The 16,117-nt window shown below is 62.2% G+C and carries 16 protein-coding genes; 13 read left to right on the top strand and 3 right to left on the bottom strand.

Annotated features, from left to right (window positions below; genetic code table 11):
- Window positions 1–100: 100 nt before the first annotated feature.
- Window positions 101–1,012, top strand: coding sequence for a hydroxypyruvate isomerase family protein (locus GYH35_RS00075; protein ID WP_161814245.1), 912 nt, complete (start codon window positions 101–103; stop codon window positions 1,010–1,012).
- Window positions 1,013–1,028: 16 nt separating this feature from the next.
- Here GYH35_RS00075 and pdxR read toward each other — a convergent pair whose 3' ends face one another.
- Window positions 1,029–2,444, bottom strand: a complete 1,416-nt coding sequence (gene pdxR / locus GYH35_RS00070) for a MocR-like pyridoxine biosynthesis transcription factor PdxR (RefSeq protein ID WP_161814306.1) — start codon at window positions 2,442–2,444, stop codon at window positions 1,029–1,031.
- 91 nt (window positions 2,445–2,535) lie between these two features.
- Between pdxR and GYH35_RS00065 the strand changes: the two genes are divergently transcribed.
- Complete coding sequence (locus tag GYH35_RS00065) at window positions 2,536–3,006, top strand: carboxymuconolactone decarboxylase family protein (protein WP_161814246.1); 471 nt, start codon at window positions 2,536–2,538, stop codon at window positions 3,004–3,006.
- A gap of 15 nt (window positions 3,007–3,021) precedes the next feature.
- Window positions 3,022–3,666 (top strand): HD domain-containing protein, encoded by a 645-nt coding sequence (locus tag GYH35_RS00060; RefSeq protein WP_202623992.1) that lies wholly within the window; start codon window positions 3,022–3,024, stop codon window positions 3,664–3,666.
- Between the two features lie 25 nt (window positions 3,667–3,691).
- On the opposite strand, the gene GYH35_RS00055 is transcribed toward GYH35_RS00060, so the two are convergent.
- Entirely contained in the window at window positions 3,692–4,687 is a 996-nt protein-coding gene (locus tag GYH35_RS00055; protein ID WP_161814247.1) for an AraC family transcriptional regulator, read from the bottom strand.
- Between the two features lie 105 nt (window positions 4,688–4,792).
- Window positions 4,793–5,830: a proline racemase family protein gene (locus tag GYH35_RS00050; protein WP_161827322.1), complete on the bottom strand. Its 1,038-nt coding sequence runs from the start codon at window positions 5,828–5,830 to the stop codon at window positions 4,793–4,795.
- A 196-nt stretch (window positions 5,831–6,026) separates the two neighbouring features.
- Here GYH35_RS00050 and lhpI point away from each other — a divergent pair, with 196 nt between their 5' ends.
- From lhpI to GYH35_RS00005, 10 genes are all read left to right on the top strand, one after another.
- Window positions 6,027–6,962, top strand: coding sequence for a bifunctional Delta(1)-pyrroline-2-carboxylate/Delta(1)-piperideine-2-carboxylate reductase (lhpI, locus tag GYH35_RS00045; protein ID WP_161827321.1), 936 nt, complete (start codon window positions 6,027–6,029; stop codon window positions 6,960–6,962).
- A gap of 288 nt (window positions 6,963–7,250) precedes the next feature.
- The gene (thrS, locus tag GYH35_RS00040; protein ID WP_161814250.1) at window positions 7,251–9,176 is read left to right on the top strand and encodes a threonine--tRNA ligase; all 1,926 of its coding nucleotides are present in this window, start codon (window positions 7,251–7,253) and stop codon (window positions 9,174–9,176) included.
- 3 nt (window positions 9,177–9,179) lie between these two features.
- The gene (gene infC, locus GYH35_RS34485; RefSeq protein WP_161814308.1) at window positions 9,180–9,704 is read left to right on the top strand and encodes a translation initiation factor IF-3; all 525 of its coding nucleotides are present in this window, start codon (window positions 9,180–9,182) and stop codon (window positions 9,702–9,704) included.
- Window positions 9,705–9,843: 139 nt separating this feature from the next.
- Window positions 9,844–10,041 carry a 50S ribosomal protein L35 gene (gene rpmI, locus GYH35_RS00035; protein ID WP_116810930.1) on the top strand — a complete coding sequence of 66 codons (198 nt, stop codon included), beginning with the start codon at window positions 9,844–9,846 and terminating at the stop codon, window positions 10,039–10,041.
- A gap of 11 nt (window positions 10,042–10,052) precedes the next feature.
- Window positions 10,053–10,421, top strand: coding sequence for a 50S ribosomal protein L20 (gene rplT, locus GYH35_RS00030; protein ID WP_116810929.1), 369 nt, complete (start codon window positions 10,053–10,055; stop codon window positions 10,419–10,421).
- 88 nt (window positions 10,422–10,509) lie between these two features.
- The gene (gene pheS, locus GYH35_RS00025) at window positions 10,510–11,538 is read left to right on the top strand and encodes a phenylalanine--tRNA ligase subunit alpha (RefSeq protein ID WP_161827320.1); all 1,029 of its coding nucleotides are present in this window, start codon (window positions 10,510–10,512) and stop codon (window positions 11,536–11,538) included.
- 34 nt (window positions 11,539–11,572) lie between these two features.
- Complete coding sequence (gene pheT, locus GYH35_RS00020) at window positions 11,573–13,954, top strand: phenylalanine--tRNA ligase subunit beta (RefSeq protein WP_161827319.1); 2,382 nt, start codon at window positions 11,573–11,575, stop codon at window positions 13,952–13,954.
- 15 nt (window positions 13,955–13,969) lie between these two features.
- Window positions 13,970–14,269, top strand: a complete 300-nt coding sequence (ihfA, locus tag GYH35_RS00015; RefSeq protein WP_066919939.1) for an integration host factor subunit alpha — start codon at window positions 13,970–13,972, stop codon at window positions 14,267–14,269.
- Window positions 14,250–14,606: a MerR family transcriptional regulator gene (locus GYH35_RS00010; RefSeq protein ID WP_129649508.1), complete on the top strand. Its 357-nt coding sequence runs from the start codon at window positions 14,250–14,252 to the stop codon at window positions 14,604–14,606. Before ihfA ends, GYH35_RS00010 begins: the two co-directional genes overlap by 20 nt.
- Before the next feature lie 309 nt (window positions 14,607–14,915).
- Window positions 14,916–15,476, top strand: a complete 561-nt coding sequence (locus GYH35_RS00005) for an RNA polymerase sigma factor (protein WP_161827318.1) — start codon at window positions 14,916–14,918, stop codon at window positions 15,474–15,476.
- The last annotated feature ends 641 nt before the right edge of the window (window positions 15,477–16,117 follow it).

Raw genomic sequence — 16,117 nt, 5'->3', positions numbered from 1 at the left:
GCAGACTTGCACAGCCTGATTTCAGACGCGTTGCCGGCAAAACTGTGCAACTGCCTCGATTTGCGTCCTCCGAACGAACTCACGACAGCTGGTGATGCTCATGATTACACGCCGCACCCTTGTACATACCGCGCTTGGCGCCCTCGCAGTGGGAGCGGCGCCTTCGCTATCGGGTGCGTCAGCCAAGCGCAGGTTCAAGCTGAAGCTTGCTCCCCACCTGGGTCAGTTCACGGCGCATGCCGGCGCGGGCGTCGTGGACCAGCTGAAGTTCATGGCGGACGAGGGCTTCACGGCGCTCGAAGACAACTCGATGATGCAGCGTCCGATCGCCGAGCAGGAAACGATCGCTCGCACGCTGGAGCAATTGGGCATGTCGCTAGGCGTGTTTGTCGTCGCCGTCGGTGGCAACCAAAACAAGTTGTTTACGACGGGCGAGAAGGACAATCCGAAGACGTTTGTCAAAGCGTGCCAGGACGCGGTGGCCGTCGCAAAGCGCGTCAATGCCAAGTGGATGACCGTGGTGCCGGGCGTGTTCACGCCCCGATTGCCGATCGGCATCCAAACCGCCAATGCGATCGACGTGCTGCGCGCGGGCGCCGAGGTGTTCGAGCGCGAGAAGCTCGTGATGGTGCTCGAGCCGCTCGCCGATTCGCCCGATCTGTTCCTTCGCACGGCGGATCAGGCCTATGAGCTCTGTCGCGCCGTCAACAGTCCCGCCTGCAAGATCCTCTTCGACATGTATCACCTGCAGCAGAACCAGGGCTCGATCATCGCGAGCATCGATCAGACCTGGAGCGAGATCGGCTACTTCCAGATGGGCGATGTGCCGGGCCGGCTCTGGCCGGGCACGGGTGAGATGAACTACGGCAACATCTTCAAGCACGCCGCGAACAAGATGCGAGAGAGCGGCCGAGAGTTCATCTTTGGCATGGAGCATGGTCCGTGGAAGGCAGATAAGGCAGGTGAGCGAGCCTGCATCGAGTCGTACGTCGCGATCGACGCGGCTTTGTAGAGGTCGCGTCGGCAGGCTAGCGCTGGGCCTGCTCGGCTAAGTCGATCAGGCGGCGACAATCTGCCGCCAATCGTCGCTCATCGAGGTTGGTCACGCCGAGCAGCAGTCCGCGCGACGCCGGCGTTTGTATCGACCATGGCGAGAGCGGTGTGGGCGCAAGGCCGAAGGGCAGGGCGCGTAATGCCACATCGATATCGGAGAGCGATCGAGGCAGCAAGGTCACGATCGCAAGGCCCGCGCTCGCTTGCACGGTCACCGCGTTCGAGGACAGTTCCCGCAGGCATCGGAGCAACGATTCTCTTTGAGTGCGATACAAGCGCTTCATACGGCGCAGATGGCGAAGGTAGTGACCTTCGCGCATGAATGCAGCAACCGCGCGCTGGACGGTGGCAGGTGGCGCCGGTGCAAGTGAAGCCGCGACATCGGCAAATCTGTTGACCAAGGGCGATGGCACCACCAGGAAGCCCAGGCGCAACGCCGGACTGATCGTCTTGCTGAAAGTGCCAATGTGCAGCACTCGTTCCTGAGTATCCAGGGAGGCGAGCGCGGGCGCGGCGCGCCCATGCAACTGCAGTTCGCTGAGATAATCGTCCTCAATAATCCAGGCACCGCAGCGCCCGGCCCATTCCAACAGTGCCAGGCGGCGGGGGAGCGACATCGTCATGCCGAGCGGCGCGTGTTGACCGGGCGTCACGATCGCGAGCGCCGCCTCGGGTGCGCTTCGAACACCGGCAGTCACGTCCAGGCCTTCCGCATCGACGGGCACGCCAGTCACGCTCACTCCCGCGAGCCGAAGCGCGGTGCGAGTGAGCGGAAAGCCTGGATCTTCCATCCAGGCTTGCTTGCCTTCGAGCTGAAGCGTACGCAGTGCCAGCCCGAGTGCGCCGGAGAATCCAGTCGTGATCAGGATCTGAGAGGGCTTGCAGTGAAGTCCGCGTGCAATGGCGAGATAGCCCGCGATCTCCTTGCGCAGTTCCGGCTCGCCGCGCGGATCGGGATAGGAAACTGGTGCGGCGGCGGCTGCCCGACTCGCGCGGGTCAGTACGCGCGACCAAAGCTTGAAAGGAAAGGCGGCCTGCGAGGGGACGCCCATCTGGAACGTCAGCGGCACGGTGCCGAAGTCGTGGAACAGCTCCGCCACCGGCGTCGCCTCGGCCGGTCGGCCGGGCGTCGACGATGTACGGGGCCGTTCGGCGACACGTGTGCCTGCCGCGCCCCTGCCGATCGCGAACTGCTCATCCATCAGCCGCTCGTACGCACCGCGCACGGTACCGCGAGAGACGCCGAGCTGTGAGGCGAGGTCCTGCCAGGAGGGCAACTTCGCCCCCGAGGTGAGGTGTCCGCTCTCGATGGCGTCTCGAATCGCCTCGTAAATCTGTGTGGCCAGCGGCATCGCTCTGCCGCGATCGAGCTCGATGCGCAGGTCCGGCATGCGCGGATGGTACAGCCGGAAACGCCAATCTTGGTACTGTTCCCTGGCCCATGCACGGAGCATCTTGGAGTCACTTCATTGGAGGTGTGAGATGACTCAACGCTTGGACTACAACGCGGTGGCGCCGGCCGGCATGAAGGCATTGGGCGGCGTCTATGGTTACATCATGCAAAGCGGCTTGCCTAAGGAGCTGGTGACCCTCGTCTTCCTTCGGGTCTCGCAGATCAACGGCTGCGCGTACTGCATCGACCTGCACTCGCGTGACCTGCTCAAAGATGGCCTCGCGATTGAGAAGCTGGTCCTGGTTCCGGCCTGGCGGGAGGGGGGAGCGCTGTTCGACGAGACCGAGCGGGCCGCACTGGCCTGGGCCGAGACCGTCACCCGGGTTGCCCAGACCGGCGTGCCCGATGCGGACTATGAAGCGGCCGCCGCCGTCTTCGATCCGAAGACGCTTGCGGATCTGACGATCGCAATCGGTCTGATGAATCTCTATAACCGGATGGCGATCGGCTTTCGTGCGCCGCCCGCGGCCGCCAAGCAGACTTCGACTTCCCCGAGATGAGATGGGAGAACAGACGTGAAGTCCGACAATATTGCCGGCGTACGTATTCCCGATGGCACCATGGCGCGCGAGGTGACGCAGCTCATTCGCGATTGCGAAAGCGAGCTGCTGTTCCAGCATTCAGTGCGGGTTTACTTCTGGGCCGCGCTGCTGGGTGAGCGCAAGGGCCTCACGTTCGATGTCGAGCTGCTCTATATCGCGGCTATGTTTCATGACATTGGTCTCACCTCGACGTATGGAAGCAGTCAACTGCGATTCGAAGTCGATGGTGCAAACGCCGCTCGCGACTATCTGCGCGTCCAAGGCATCGCTGCAGCCGACATCGAAAGAATCTGGCTCGCGATCGCGTTACACACGACTCCAGGGATTCCAGAGCACCTGCATCCGGAGATCGCGCTGTTGCAGGCCGGGGCGGGCATGGATGTCGTGGGGCGCGGCTACGACATGTTGACGAGGGAGCAGCGCGAGGCGGTCACGTCCGCCTATCCGCGCGGCGAGGACTTCAAGCAGGGAATGATCGAGGCGTTCTATCAGGGCATGAAGCATCGGCCCCAGAGCACCTACGGAACATTCAACGATGACGTGCTTGCCTATAAGGATCCGAGCTTTCAGCGCGGAGACTTCTGCGGTCTCATCTTGCGGGCGCCCTGGTCCTCTTAAATGAGATGCAGCAGCGTCAGCGTGTCTAGCGAAGCGGCTGATCGTCCAGAAATATTTGCGACGCATAGCGAAGCCAGCCGACGTGCATTCGCTCCTGAGAGTCGGCGGGCTCCCGGTGCAGTGTTCGCGAGGGCGTTTCGCCGAAGAGGATCTTGTAGTTGCGGGCGAGCAGGCTCGGATCGAGCACACCAAACCGGGCGGCGATGTGAGTGACGGTGTCGTCACCCGGCTGCGAGCGGAGCAGCGCCGCGCGGATCTCGTGAAGCTGGCGAATCTTCAACAGGCGCATCGGCCCGACACCGAAATATTCCTGAAAGATATTTCGCAGCGCCCGCTCGCTGACCTGCGTGGCGCGGCACAAGTCGTCGATGAAGAGTGGCTGGCTTGGATTGGCGGCGATGAGTGCGAGCGACCGTGCAATGACGGCCGAGCGCGATAATTGGGGACGGCCGGCATTGCGGGCCGGATGTACGGGCAGACTGTGTTCCAAGGCATGCATGAGCGCCGTGGCAAGCGCGTCCTCGATGGCTTGCTGGCCGGCGACCTCCGCGGCGAGCGCAGAGTCGATCAGTTGCTTCACCTCATCCAGGAAACGTTTGGGCGTGCGTCGATGAACGGTGCGATCGGCGCTCTCGCCGGAGAACGACACGACGGCCTGCGCAGCCAATGTGTGATTGGAAGGAAACGTGACCGTGCCCCATCGGCAGGCATCGCTGCCCGTCCAGACGAGCGGGCAATCCCCGTGCAAGAACAAGAAGGCATCGGAGGCGAGCGATTGCCCGTTGATTCTCACTCGTCCGGGATCCGTCAGCGGCACCTGAAACGTGAGGGTTCCTGCGGCGCCCGTTCCTGCGAACGTAAAGGGACCGCCGGTGTGCAGTTGCTGCATCGAGGAGGTGGCGAGATCGATGCCCTCGATCCACCAATGCGTCGCGGCAGGCGCGGTCCGAACGAAACAGCCGGCCGTGCCGCGCATTGCCTCTGCGAACTGATCGATATCCTGGTAGACGATCCTGGTCACGGATGATGGAGCAGATGGCAGCTTTATTAAGTAAGCGCCGCAGTTTGTTACCGTGGAGTGACAAATGCCATTAGCGGTTCCCCACAGTGTGCCCGTCGGGCGACACTAACGGAAGTTGAAGCCCCGCCCGAGCGGATCGTCCGGATCGAGATACAACTCGTTGCGACCGGTGATGTGCGCCGTGCCGCTCACCTCTGGAACCACCGCGGCGTGGGGACCGAACTGCGTCGCTTCCGCGATGCGAACGGCCATTGTGCTGCCCAGAATGCTTTCAATCGTGATGGATGTATCAACCGCCAGCTCACCTCGGGCGTAATGCAGTGCTGCCCGTGCGCTGACCCCGGAGCCGGTGGGCGACCGGTCGACCTCGCCATCCGCGAAGATACAAACATTCCGACTGTGATGACCGGGTTCCTGGGCCGGCCCCGTGAAGATCGTGCCATAGAGGAATCCGAGATCCGACTCGAACGGGTGCTCGACGGGCACGCTGGCCATCACTGCATGCTTGATGCGTCGACCCCAATCGATGAGGCGATTGAACTCGGAAGGCGCGAGCGTGAGCTCGAGCGGCGCCGCGTCGACGATGGCATAGAAGGCGCCGCCGTAGGCGATATCGAATCGCACCCGGCCTAAACCGGGCACCTCGACGTGCTGGTCTCGTCGATAGACGAAGGAAGGCACGTTGCGGAACGACACATACTTCACGCGCTCACCGTCCATGTGAGCGATGGCGTGGATGCGCCCCGCGGGCACATTGAGCGTCAGTTCGCGTCGCTCGCCGGAACGCTCGATCAACCCGGTCTCGAAGGCGAGGGTGGTGATGGCGATGATGGCGTGCCCGCACATGGTGCTGTAGCCCTCGTTGTGCAGGAAGAACACATCGAGGTCGGCGTCGCGCGAGGGTGTGATCACGGCGCCGTACATATCCGAGTGCCCGCGCGGCTCCCACATCGTCGCGGTACGAAGATGATCGAAGTGGTCGCGAAAGTGGCGACGCTTGTCCAAGACGGTGTCGCCTGGCAGCTCCGGAAGGCCCGAAGTAAAGATGCGCAGTGGCTCCCCGCCGGTGTGCATCTCGAGAGTCGTGATGCGTTGGACGTGCGCGGGCGGCTGCCAGCGCCACCGATCGAAGATGAGACTCATATCTTCCTTTCCTCTGCTGAGCCCACTGTCCTTGCCGGTGGAGGCAACGAGTGGGCAGCGTGTGAGACCGGTTCGTGGTCCGGCGGGACCCCAGAGGGTGTCGCGCCCCAATAGCCGCTCTATATCAGTGCGGCGCTACATGCGCTGGGTGGCGTGAGCGATTAAAGTTCCAAGAGCCGATGAGATAAATACACCCATGACTGACAGCATCCCTCTGATCGACGCGGCGACCGTCGAAAAACTCTCGCCCATGCCGGCGCTCATCGAGTCGTTGCGTGTGGCATTTGCCACCGGCGGATATCAATCGCCGCCGAGATACGCGACCGACATGAGCAAGACCTCATCGCTTCTGCTCATGCCGGCATGGAAAGAGCACTCGCGGCTCGGTGTCAAGATCGTCAACGTCGATCGCCTGGCTCGACCGTCGGTGAAGTCGAGCTACGTTTTATTGGATCAGGCAACCGCCCGTCCGCTCGCAGTGCTGGACGGAGCGACCCTCACGAGACGGCGGACCGCGGCGGCATCGGTTCTTGCCGCGACGTTTCTCGCACGCCCGGATTCGCGACGACTGCTGCTATTGGGAACGGGAGCCATGATTCCCGCGCTGATCGAGGCCTATGTCAGTGCCTTTGCGATTGAAACGATCATGATCTGGGGCCGCGATCCACAGAGCGTGGCCGCGGTGGTTGCGCAAGCTCACGCCAGAGGTCTCGATGCGAGCGCGGTGACTGATATCCAAGCCGCGCTTGCGGAAGCGGACATCGTGTCATCTGCGACGCTGGCCACGTCGCCGTTGATCCACGGCGAGCACCTGCGGGCTGGCACGCACGTCGACTTGATTGGCGCGTTTCGGCCCGACATGTGCGAAGCGGACGGCGTGTGCTTTTCGCGCTCGCTCGTGTTCGTCGATACCCATGCCGGCGCGAGGGAGGAGGCGGGCGATCTGCTGCAGGCCATCGCGGGCGGCCACCTCACCGCTCACGACATTGCGGGCGATCTGAGCGCCCTCTGCCAAAAGAAGCACGCCGGACGCGGCCAGCAACGGGACGCCATCACGCTGTTCAAGTCCGTCGGCGCGGCACTGGAGGATCTGGCGGCGGCGCAACTGGTGTTCGAGAAGTGGCAGCAATAAAGAAGGAAGCCGGTCGCATCGACGGGATTGGCCACGACCTGGGCAGGGGCTGCTGGAGCGAGGGGATAGCCCGGCGGCGAGGGGGCGTCGCAGGCATCATCGGCAAGTCATTGAATTACCTTGGTAATTCTCTCGATGATGGCAGGATCCGCTGGTCTCGAAGTTCATCCGGGCACCGCTTATCGTTCAAGCTGGCGCCCGCCGTCCGTGCGGTTGCCTGCCATAACGCGGCCGGGCATACTGCGCGTCCTTTTTTCCTGCCGCTAACGGCTTGAATTCCCTCGTCTCATGCCTGTAATCACCCTGCCGGACGGCAGCCAGCGTACCTACGCAGAACCGGTTTCGGTCGAGAAGGTTGCCGCAGACATCGGCGCCGGTCTCGCCAAAGCGGCGCTGGCGGGCAAGGTCGATGGCCGTCTCGTCGACACCTCCCACGTCATCGATAAAGACGCGCAGCTCGCCATCGTCACGAGCCGCGACGCCGAGGGCGTGGATGTCATTCGGCATTCGACCGCGCACCTGCTCGCCCAGGCGGTGAAGCAGCTGTTTCCCGAAGCGCAAGTCACGATCGGCCCGGTGATCGAGGACGGCTTTTATTATGACTTCGCCTACAAGCGGCCCTTCACGACCGAAGATCTGACGGCGATCGAAACGCGCATGCACGAGCTCTCCGAGGCAGATCAGAAAGTCAGCCGTCGCGTGATGAGCCGCAACGACGCGGTGAAGTTCTTCCAGGATCAGGGTGAGATCTATAAGGCCGAGATCATCGCGAGCATTCCGGAGAAGGAAGACATCAGCCTGTACGGGCAGGGCGACTGGGTCGACCTGTGCCGCGGCCCGCACGTGCCAAGCACCGGGAAGCTCAAGGCGTTCAAGTTGATGAAGGTCGCCGGCGCCTATTGGCGCGGCGATTCGCGTAACGAGATGCTTCAACGCATCTACGGAACTGCTTGGGGCGACGAGAAATCGCTCAAGGCGTACCTCACTCGCCTGGAAGAGGCTGAGAAGCGCGATCACCGCAAGATCGGCAAGGAACAGGACCTGTTCCACTTCCAGGAAGAAGCCCCCGGCGCCGTGTTCTGGCATCCGAAGGGCTGGACGCTGTTCCAGACCCTGATCGGCTACATGCGTCAGTACCAGGGTCGCGCCGGCTGGCAGGAAGTGAGCGGTCCGGAAGTCATGGACGTGAAGCTCTGGGATGCTTCGGGGCACCTCGCGACCTTCGCCGAGAACATGTACTTCACCGAAGTGGAGAAGCGGAAGTTCTGCCTGAAGCCCATGAACTGCCCGGGCCACGTGCAGATCTTCAACCAGGGCCTGCGCAGCTATCGCGATCTGCCGCTGCGGTTCTGCGAGTTCGGCAAGGTGCATAGATATGAGCCCTCGGGCGCGCTGCATGGCCTGATGCGCGTTCGCGCGTTCACCCAGGACGACGGCCACAGCTTTGTCGCGATGGACCAGCTGTTCGATGAGGCGGTCAACCTGACCAAGCTGATCCTCGGCATCTACGCCGACTTCGGCTTCACCGACGTGCGCATCAAGTTCTCCGATCGCCCGCCCAAGCGGGTCGGCGCGGATGAGGTGTGGGACCAGTCCGAAGCCGCGCTGAAACAGGCCGTTACCGCCGCGGGCCTCGAGTACACCTTGAATCCGGGCGAGGGCGCCTTCTATGGGCCGAAGCTTGAATTCGTGCTTCGCGACGCCATTGGTCGGGATTGGCAGTGCGGCACCCTGCAGGTCGACTTGAACATGCCCGGCCGGCTGGGCGCGCACTACATCGGCGAGGATGGCCAGAAGCACACGCCGGTGATGCTGCACCGGGCGATGTTCGGCTCGCTCGAGCGCTTTACCGGTATTTTGATCGAGCATTTCGCGGGCAAGCTGCCGACCTGGCTCGCGCCAGTGCAGGCCGTGGTGATGAACATCACGGACGGGCAGGCCGAGTACGTGCGCAGCATCACTGAAGTCCTGAAAAATCAGGGGCTTCGCGTGACTTCAGACTTGCGCAATGAAAAGGTCGGCTTTAAGATTCGCGAACACACCCTGCAGCGGGTGCCTTACCTATTGGTGGCGGGCGATCGCGAAGCAGGTTCGAATTCTCTGGCCGTACGCACGCGGAATGGCAAAGATCTCGGGGCAATGCCCGTCGAGACCTTGGCCGCGAAGCTTGCCGAGGAAGTCGCGAGCCGCGGCCGGACTAGTTTGGAGGTATAACGCATCGCTGCTCCTATAGGAAAACGCGTTCGTCGCAACGAAGAGATCACCTCGCCACAGTTGCGAGTGATCGATGCTGCCGGCGAACAGGCGGGGGTCATGAGCCGCTTCGACGCACTGAAGATGGCCCAAGACGCCGAGCTCGACCTGGTGGAGGTATCCCCGACGGCGGAGCCGCCGGTCTGCCGCATCATGGACTTTGGCAAATACTTGTTCGAACAGAACAAGAAAGCCCACGCAGCGAAGCGCAAGCAGAAGCAGATACAGATCAAGGAAGTGAAGTTTCGCCCCGGCACCGAGGAAGGCGATTACCAGGTCAAGCTGCGTAATCTCATCCGCTTCCTGGAAGAGGGCGACAAGGCCAAGGTAACCATGCGGTTCCGTGGCCGGGAAATGGCTCATCAGGAAGTCGGCCGTGAATTGCTTGGGCGAGTTCAGAACGATCTGGCGCCGTACGCCACGGTCGAGCAGAACCCGCTCATGGAAGGACGGCAGATGGTGATGATGTTCGGACCTAAGAAGAAGTAGGTCGTCGAACAAAACAAGTGACCCTTCGGGGTCACGACAAGCGAACAGCAACGACTCAGTAAAAGGTCAGCGCTGTCCCGCCTGACAGGGCGCTCGCAAGAGACGTACCTCAAAGGCTAACAAGTAGTCGAGTAATGCAATGCCTAAGTTGAAGACCAACCGGGCAGCGGCGAAGCGTTTTCGCCAGACTGCCAAAGGGTTCAAGCGAGCCCAATCGCATCGTCGTCACATCCTCACCAAGAAGCCGAGCAAGCGTAAGCGTCAGCTGCGCGCGCCTTCGATGGTGGCGAAGCAGGATCTGGTCCGCATGGAGCAGTTGCTCCCGAACGCTAAGTGAGGTGATGAGAGATGGCACGCGTTAAAAGAGGCGTCATTGCGGGCGCCCGTCACAAGAAGATCCTCAAGAAGGCGAAGGGTTACTACAACGCCCGTCGCAAGGTTTTCCGCGCCGCGAAGCAGGCCGTCATCAAGGCCGGCCAGTATGCGTATCGCGATCGCAAGACCAACAAGCGCAACTTCCGTGCGCTGTGGATCACCCGTATCAACGCCGAAGCTCGCGTTCATGGCTTGTCGTACAGCAAGCTGATCGCAGGCTTGAACCTCGCGGGTCTGTCGATCGACCGCAAGGTGCTCGCCGACATCGCGATGAATGATCCGGCGGCGTTTGCAGTGATCGCGCAAAAGGCTCGGGACAGTCTGCTGAAGCAAGCGGCTTGATCCTCGGGCGTAACGCTCGATAAATGTTGATTGAATCGGGCGTCCACAGTGACGCCCGATTCGTCTCACGACCCGGAAAATCTACGCCATGACCGACACCGTTCTTGATCTGCCCGCGCTCGTGGAGGCGTCTCGTGCCGAGATCGCCGCAAGCGACAGCCTCGATGATCTCGAGCAGATCCGCGTGCGCTTGCTCGGCAAGAAGGGCTCGGTCACGGAGCTCTTGAAGTCATTGGGCGCGATGGATCCCGAAGCGCGTCGCACGGCGGGCGCGAAGATCAACGAAGCCAAACAAACATTGACGAGCGCGCTCGACGCACGTCGAGGGCAGCTCGATGCGGCGAAGCTCGCGGCGCAACTCGCAAGCGATGCGGTCGATGTGACGTTGCCGGGTCGTGGTCAGACGATCGGCGGCTTGCATCCGGTGACTCGCGTGCGTCGTCGCATCGAGCAGATCTTCCGTAACGCGGGCTTCACGATCGCCGATGGCCCGGAGATCGAAGACGACTGGCACAACTTCGGCGCGCTCAACATTCCGGAGAATCATCCGGCGCGCGCCATGCACGATACGTTCTATTTCCCGGACGGGCGCTTGCTTCGCACGCACACTTCCCCGGTGCAGGTGCGCTCGATGGAGCAGCAGAAGCCGCCGATCCGCGTGATCGCGCCGGGGCGCGTGTATCGCAACGACTCCGATATGACGCACACCCCGATGTTCCATCAGGTCGAAGGCCTGGTGGTGGATGAGGGCATCACGTTCGCGAACCTGAAGGCGGTGCTGCATAACTTCATGCGTGAGCTCTTCGAGAAGGACGTGAAGATGCGCCTGCGTCCCTCGTACTTTCCGTTCACGGAGCCTTCGGCGGAAGTCGACATCTCCTGCGTCTCCTGCGGCGGCTCGGGCTGCCGGGTGTGCAAGCAAACCGGTTGGGTGGAAGTATCCGGCTGCGGCGTCGTGCATCCCAACGTGCTGAAGGCGGTGAACATCGACCCTGAGCGTTACACCGGCTACGCGTTCGGCATGGGCATCGATCGGCTCACGATGCTCCGCTACAACGTGAACGACATTCGCCTGTACTTCGAGAACGACCTGCGGTTCTTGAAGCAGTTCGCCTGATGACGGCCCCCGTTAACGCATTGGAACGCTCGCGATGAAGATCAGCTTGAACTGGTTGCGTGATTGGGTGGACACGGGCGATGACGTCCCGGCGCTCGCGCACGCATTGACGATGGCGGGCCTCGAGATCGAGGGCATCGCTGCGGCGGGACCCTCGCTGCCTGGCGTCGTTGTCGGTGAAGTGAAGTCGGTGACTAAACATCCGGACGCGGAGAAGTTGAACGTCTGCGTCGTCTCCACGGGCGCGGAAGACTTTCAGATCGTGTGCGGCGCGCCGAACGTTCGCGTCGGCATGAAGGCGCCGCTTGCGACGATCGGCGCGAAGCTGCCGAATGGCACGGAGATCAAGCGCGCGAAGCTGCGCGGCGTCGAGTCCTTCGGCATGTTGTGCTCGGCGCGCGAGCTTGGCATCAACGAGGAGGCCTCGGGCCTCTACGATCTGCCGGCGGATCTGAAGCCCGGACAGGATCTGGTCGGCGCGCTCGGACTTGATGACACGATCTTTGAAGTGAACCTCACGCCGAATCGTGGCGACGCCATGAGCGTGCAGGGCGTCGCGCGTGAAGTCGCGGCCGCGCGCGGCAAGCTGCTGCATCCGCCTGCGATCGAGCCGGTGGTCGCGACGATCACTGATACGTTCCCGGTTCGCATCGAGACGGCCAAGAGCGCGGATGCGCCCGTGGGCTGTTACAAATTCGTCGGCCGCGTGATTCGTGGCATTCGCCCGAACGTGCCTTCACCGTTCTGGATGCAGGAGCGTCTGCGTCGCGCGGGCCTGCGCCCGATTAGCGCGGTCGTCGATATCACGAACTACGTGATGCTCGAGCTCGGCGCGCCGATGCATGCGTATGACCGCGCGAAGCTCGCCAGCGGCATCAACGTTCGCTTCGCGAAGCCCAACGAGAAGCTGAAGCTCCTCGATGGACGCGAGATCGAGCTTACGCCCGATGTGCTCGTGATCGCCGATGAGCGCTCGATCCTGGGCCTCGCGGGCGTGATGGGCGGTGAAGACTCCGGTATCGCCGATGGCACGGTCGATGTGTTCTTCGAGTGCGCGTTCTTCGATCCGAATGACGTGGCCGGTCGCGGCCGTCGCTATGGGTTGATCACGGACGCCTCGCAGCGCTTCGAGCGCGGCGTCGATCCCGAATTGCAGGAGCGCGCCATCGAGCGCGCGACGCAGTTGCTGCTTTCGAGCGCGGGTGGCAAGGCAGGGCCCCTCGTCGTGACGCGCGCGTCGCGCGCGTTTCCCGCGCCCGCGCCGATCCGCCTGCGACACGCCCGGGTCGAGCATGTGCTTGGCGCGAAGATCGATGCGTCGATCGTGCAGTCGCTGCTCGAGCGCCTCGGCATGGTGGTGAGCGGCAGTGCAGGGCAGTGGCAGGTCACTCCGCCCACCTGGCGCTTCGACGTTCGCATCGAGGAAGATCTCATCGAGGAAGTCGCGCGTCTGCACGGCTTCGAGAACATTCCGGAAGCTGCGGAGATCGGCGCGCACGAGCCTTCGCCCTGGACCGAAACGCACATTCGCAATGAGCGAGCGAGCGACCTGCTTGTCGATCGCGGCTATCAGGAAGCCATCAACTACGCGTTCACCGATCAGGCGTATCAGGTGGCGCTGTGCCCGGAGCCGGCCGTGGCCTTGAGCAATGCGATCTCCGCGGAGCTTGCGGTCATGCGGGTGTCGCTGTGGCCCGGGTTGCTCGCAGCGCTCGGCAGCAATCAGCGTCGGCAGCAGCCGCGCGTGCGTCTGTTCGAAGTGGGCCGTCGCTACTCGAAGGATGCCGAGACCGAAGTGATCGCGGGTGTCGCAACCGGCGCGGTGTTGCCCGAGCAGTGGGGCGCGGAAGCACGCAAGGTCGACTTCTTCGACATCAAGGCTGATGTCGAAGCACTGATCGGACTCACCGGCGCCGCGGAGGAATTCCGCTTCGTCGCCGAATCCCATCCGGCGCTGCACCCGGGGCAGTCCGCCCGAATCTACCGCGGCGAGCGGCCCGTGGGTTGGCTGGGCGCGGTGCACCCGGAGCATTCCAAGCGCCTGGATTTGACATATCCGGTGTTCGTCTTCGAATTGGAGACCGCCGCAGGCCTTGCTGCGGTCATTCCCGAGTTCGAGGAGATCTCCCGATACCCCGCCATCCGGCGCGATATTGCGGCGATCGTCGACGAAGGCCTCCCTGTGGAGGCCGTTCGGGCCGTGGTGCAGCAGAGCGCGGGTAACCTGCTCAAGCGCCTCACCGTGCTCTCGGTCTATCAGGGACAGCAGTTGCAGAAAGGCAAGAAAAGCATAGCCTTAGGCCTGCAATTGCAGGATACTTCCCGCACGCTGACGGACAACGAAGCCGACGCCCTCGTGGCGCAGGTCGTCGAACAACTGGGCCGACAGCTGAACGCCACCCTCCGGGATCAATGAGCGGGACACAGCAGCATGGCACTGACCAAAGCGGAGATCGCAGAAGCATTGTTCGACCAGCTCGGTCTCAACAAGCGCGAGGCACGCGAGCTGGTGGACCTGTTTTTCGAGGAGCTGCGCGCATCGCTCTCCACCGGCGAGCAGGTGAAGCTGTCCGGATTCGGCAACTTCGATTTGCGCGATAAGAACCAGCGCCCCGGGCGCAACCCCAAGACTGGCGAAGAAATTCCCATCAGCGCCCGTCGCGTGGTGACCTTCCGCCCCGGCCAAAAACTGAAAGCTCGAGTCGAGGCCTATGCTGGAAGCAGGCAATAACAGCGAACTGCCGGCAATCCCCGGCAAACGCTACTTCACCATTGGCGAAGTGAGTGAGCTGTGCGGCGTGAAGCCGCACGTGCTGCGCTACTGGGAGCAGGAGTTTCCGCAGCTCAAGCCCGTGAAACGGCGCGGCAACCGTCGCTATTACCAGCGGCAGGATGTGCTCGTCATCAGGCAGATTCGCTCTCTTCTCTATGAGCAGGGCTTCACCATCGGCGGCGCCCGCAATCGGCTGCAGGGCGATGAGGCGCGGGACGATCTCACGCAAGCGCAGCAGATCGTGCGCCAGATCCGCGTGGAGCTCGAGGAAGTCTTGAGGATCCTGCGGCGCTGATTGTTTGAATTGAACCTGCTTGCGCCACGTCTTTTTGTGGCGCGTCGATGGCCAGCTCTGGCCCGCTGACGACACTCTGTCCGTCTCCCATTCTCCTGCGCTGTCGCCTTTGCGCCAGCGCGCCAGGCGCTCCCCTTGAGTCGCCAACTGCATATTAGTCGCAGTCTTTTAGCCGCGTCCGTGGGCTTCCCGCCACACGACCGTGCACGTGTTCAAACCGGCCTCCTTTCATTTGACTAATGTTCAGTGCGCGAGGTATATAACTGAACAAAGTTCATTCGGCGGCGATGCGATAGGGGGACAGCTGCAATGAAACTCAATGTCGTAAGCGTGCGTGCGCCCGTCACCGTGGCCGCCGCCCCTGCCGCCGCGCCGAAGCGGTCCTTCACGTCCACTTGGGAGAGCGCGGTACGCCGCTGGCTCTGGGGCCGTTCCTCGACCAACTTGGGGGACGTATCACAGGAAGTCTTCATCCGCTTCTCGGGTTACTCCGATGAGACCTTGATGAAATGTCCGCAAACGTTCGTGCTGAAGGTCGCGGCGAACGTGGTGGATGAGTGGTGCGGGGTGCCGGGGAATGAGTGGCTGGAGGATGAAGAAGAATCTGCTGAGAAGCAGGGCGGTGCAGCTCGGAAAGAAAAAGGAAAGTCGGTCAACAAGGCGGTCGCGAAGCAGTTGCAGGCGGCCGTCGACAAGTTGCCGTTGAGGCAGCGGCAAGTGTTGTTGATGCATGTGAATGAGGGGCTGACGTACGAGCAGATCGCGCAGCGCGTGAGGATGTCGCCGGTGATTGTGAGGAGGGAGTTGGTGAGGGCGTATGCGAGGGTGAGGTGTGAGATTGGGGAGAGGGGGAGTGGGATTCTTTCTTGAGTTCTAGCGTTGCGTTGTTACTCGAGTTGTCGGATCGATGCCGCCGTCGTAGCTGCGAGTGACGTATAGAAGACAGCACGTTGCGCATGAAACCCCGATGTAAGACTCGAATTGTCTTTACAGCAGTTGCGCTTCTTCCGGCGGCGTTTCAGGTGTTGCGCCCGGAGCTTTCCTTTGATCCGATCGCGTTGATACTTACACTTGCCATCGCCGGTGCATGGTTGGTGGTAATGCTCAGGAGCATTCGTGCTCGGTGGCGAAGCGTTGGGTTGCAGGAGAGGCACCTGCTTAGACTGCACGCCTTCATGGACAGGCCGCATCATCATCGTCGCACAATCTTCAGATGAGATGAGCCGATCTTTGCAGGATCCTGACGCGGTCCACTCCCGGAACCCAGAAACACTAGCCGAAGAATCGCCGATTTTTGTGCGAAGCGGGTGGTGGCTTCACAAAGGCATCGAGGCGTACAAGATGGCATGAGCTTCAAGAGCAGTTCGGCGGCGCAGCTCTTCGCCTGGTACGGATGTTCGGTCAGCTGCTAGCTTGAGAAAGGTCGATTTTTGAGATGATCGCGTCCCTGGAAGTGGTGTACGAGTCGTGAGTTCTGGTTGGTTTGGACTCGTGCTCAGCTGACGACGGCC

It is taken from the genome of Steroidobacter agaridevorans (assembly GCF_009932555.1).
Lineage (GTDB): Bacteria > Pseudomonadota > Gammaproteobacteria > Steroidobacterales > Steroidobacteraceae > Steroidobacter > Steroidobacter agaridevorans.
The sequence above is the reverse complement of the archived record's forward strand: the minus strand, read 5'-3'. Positions and strand labels throughout refer to the sequence as shown.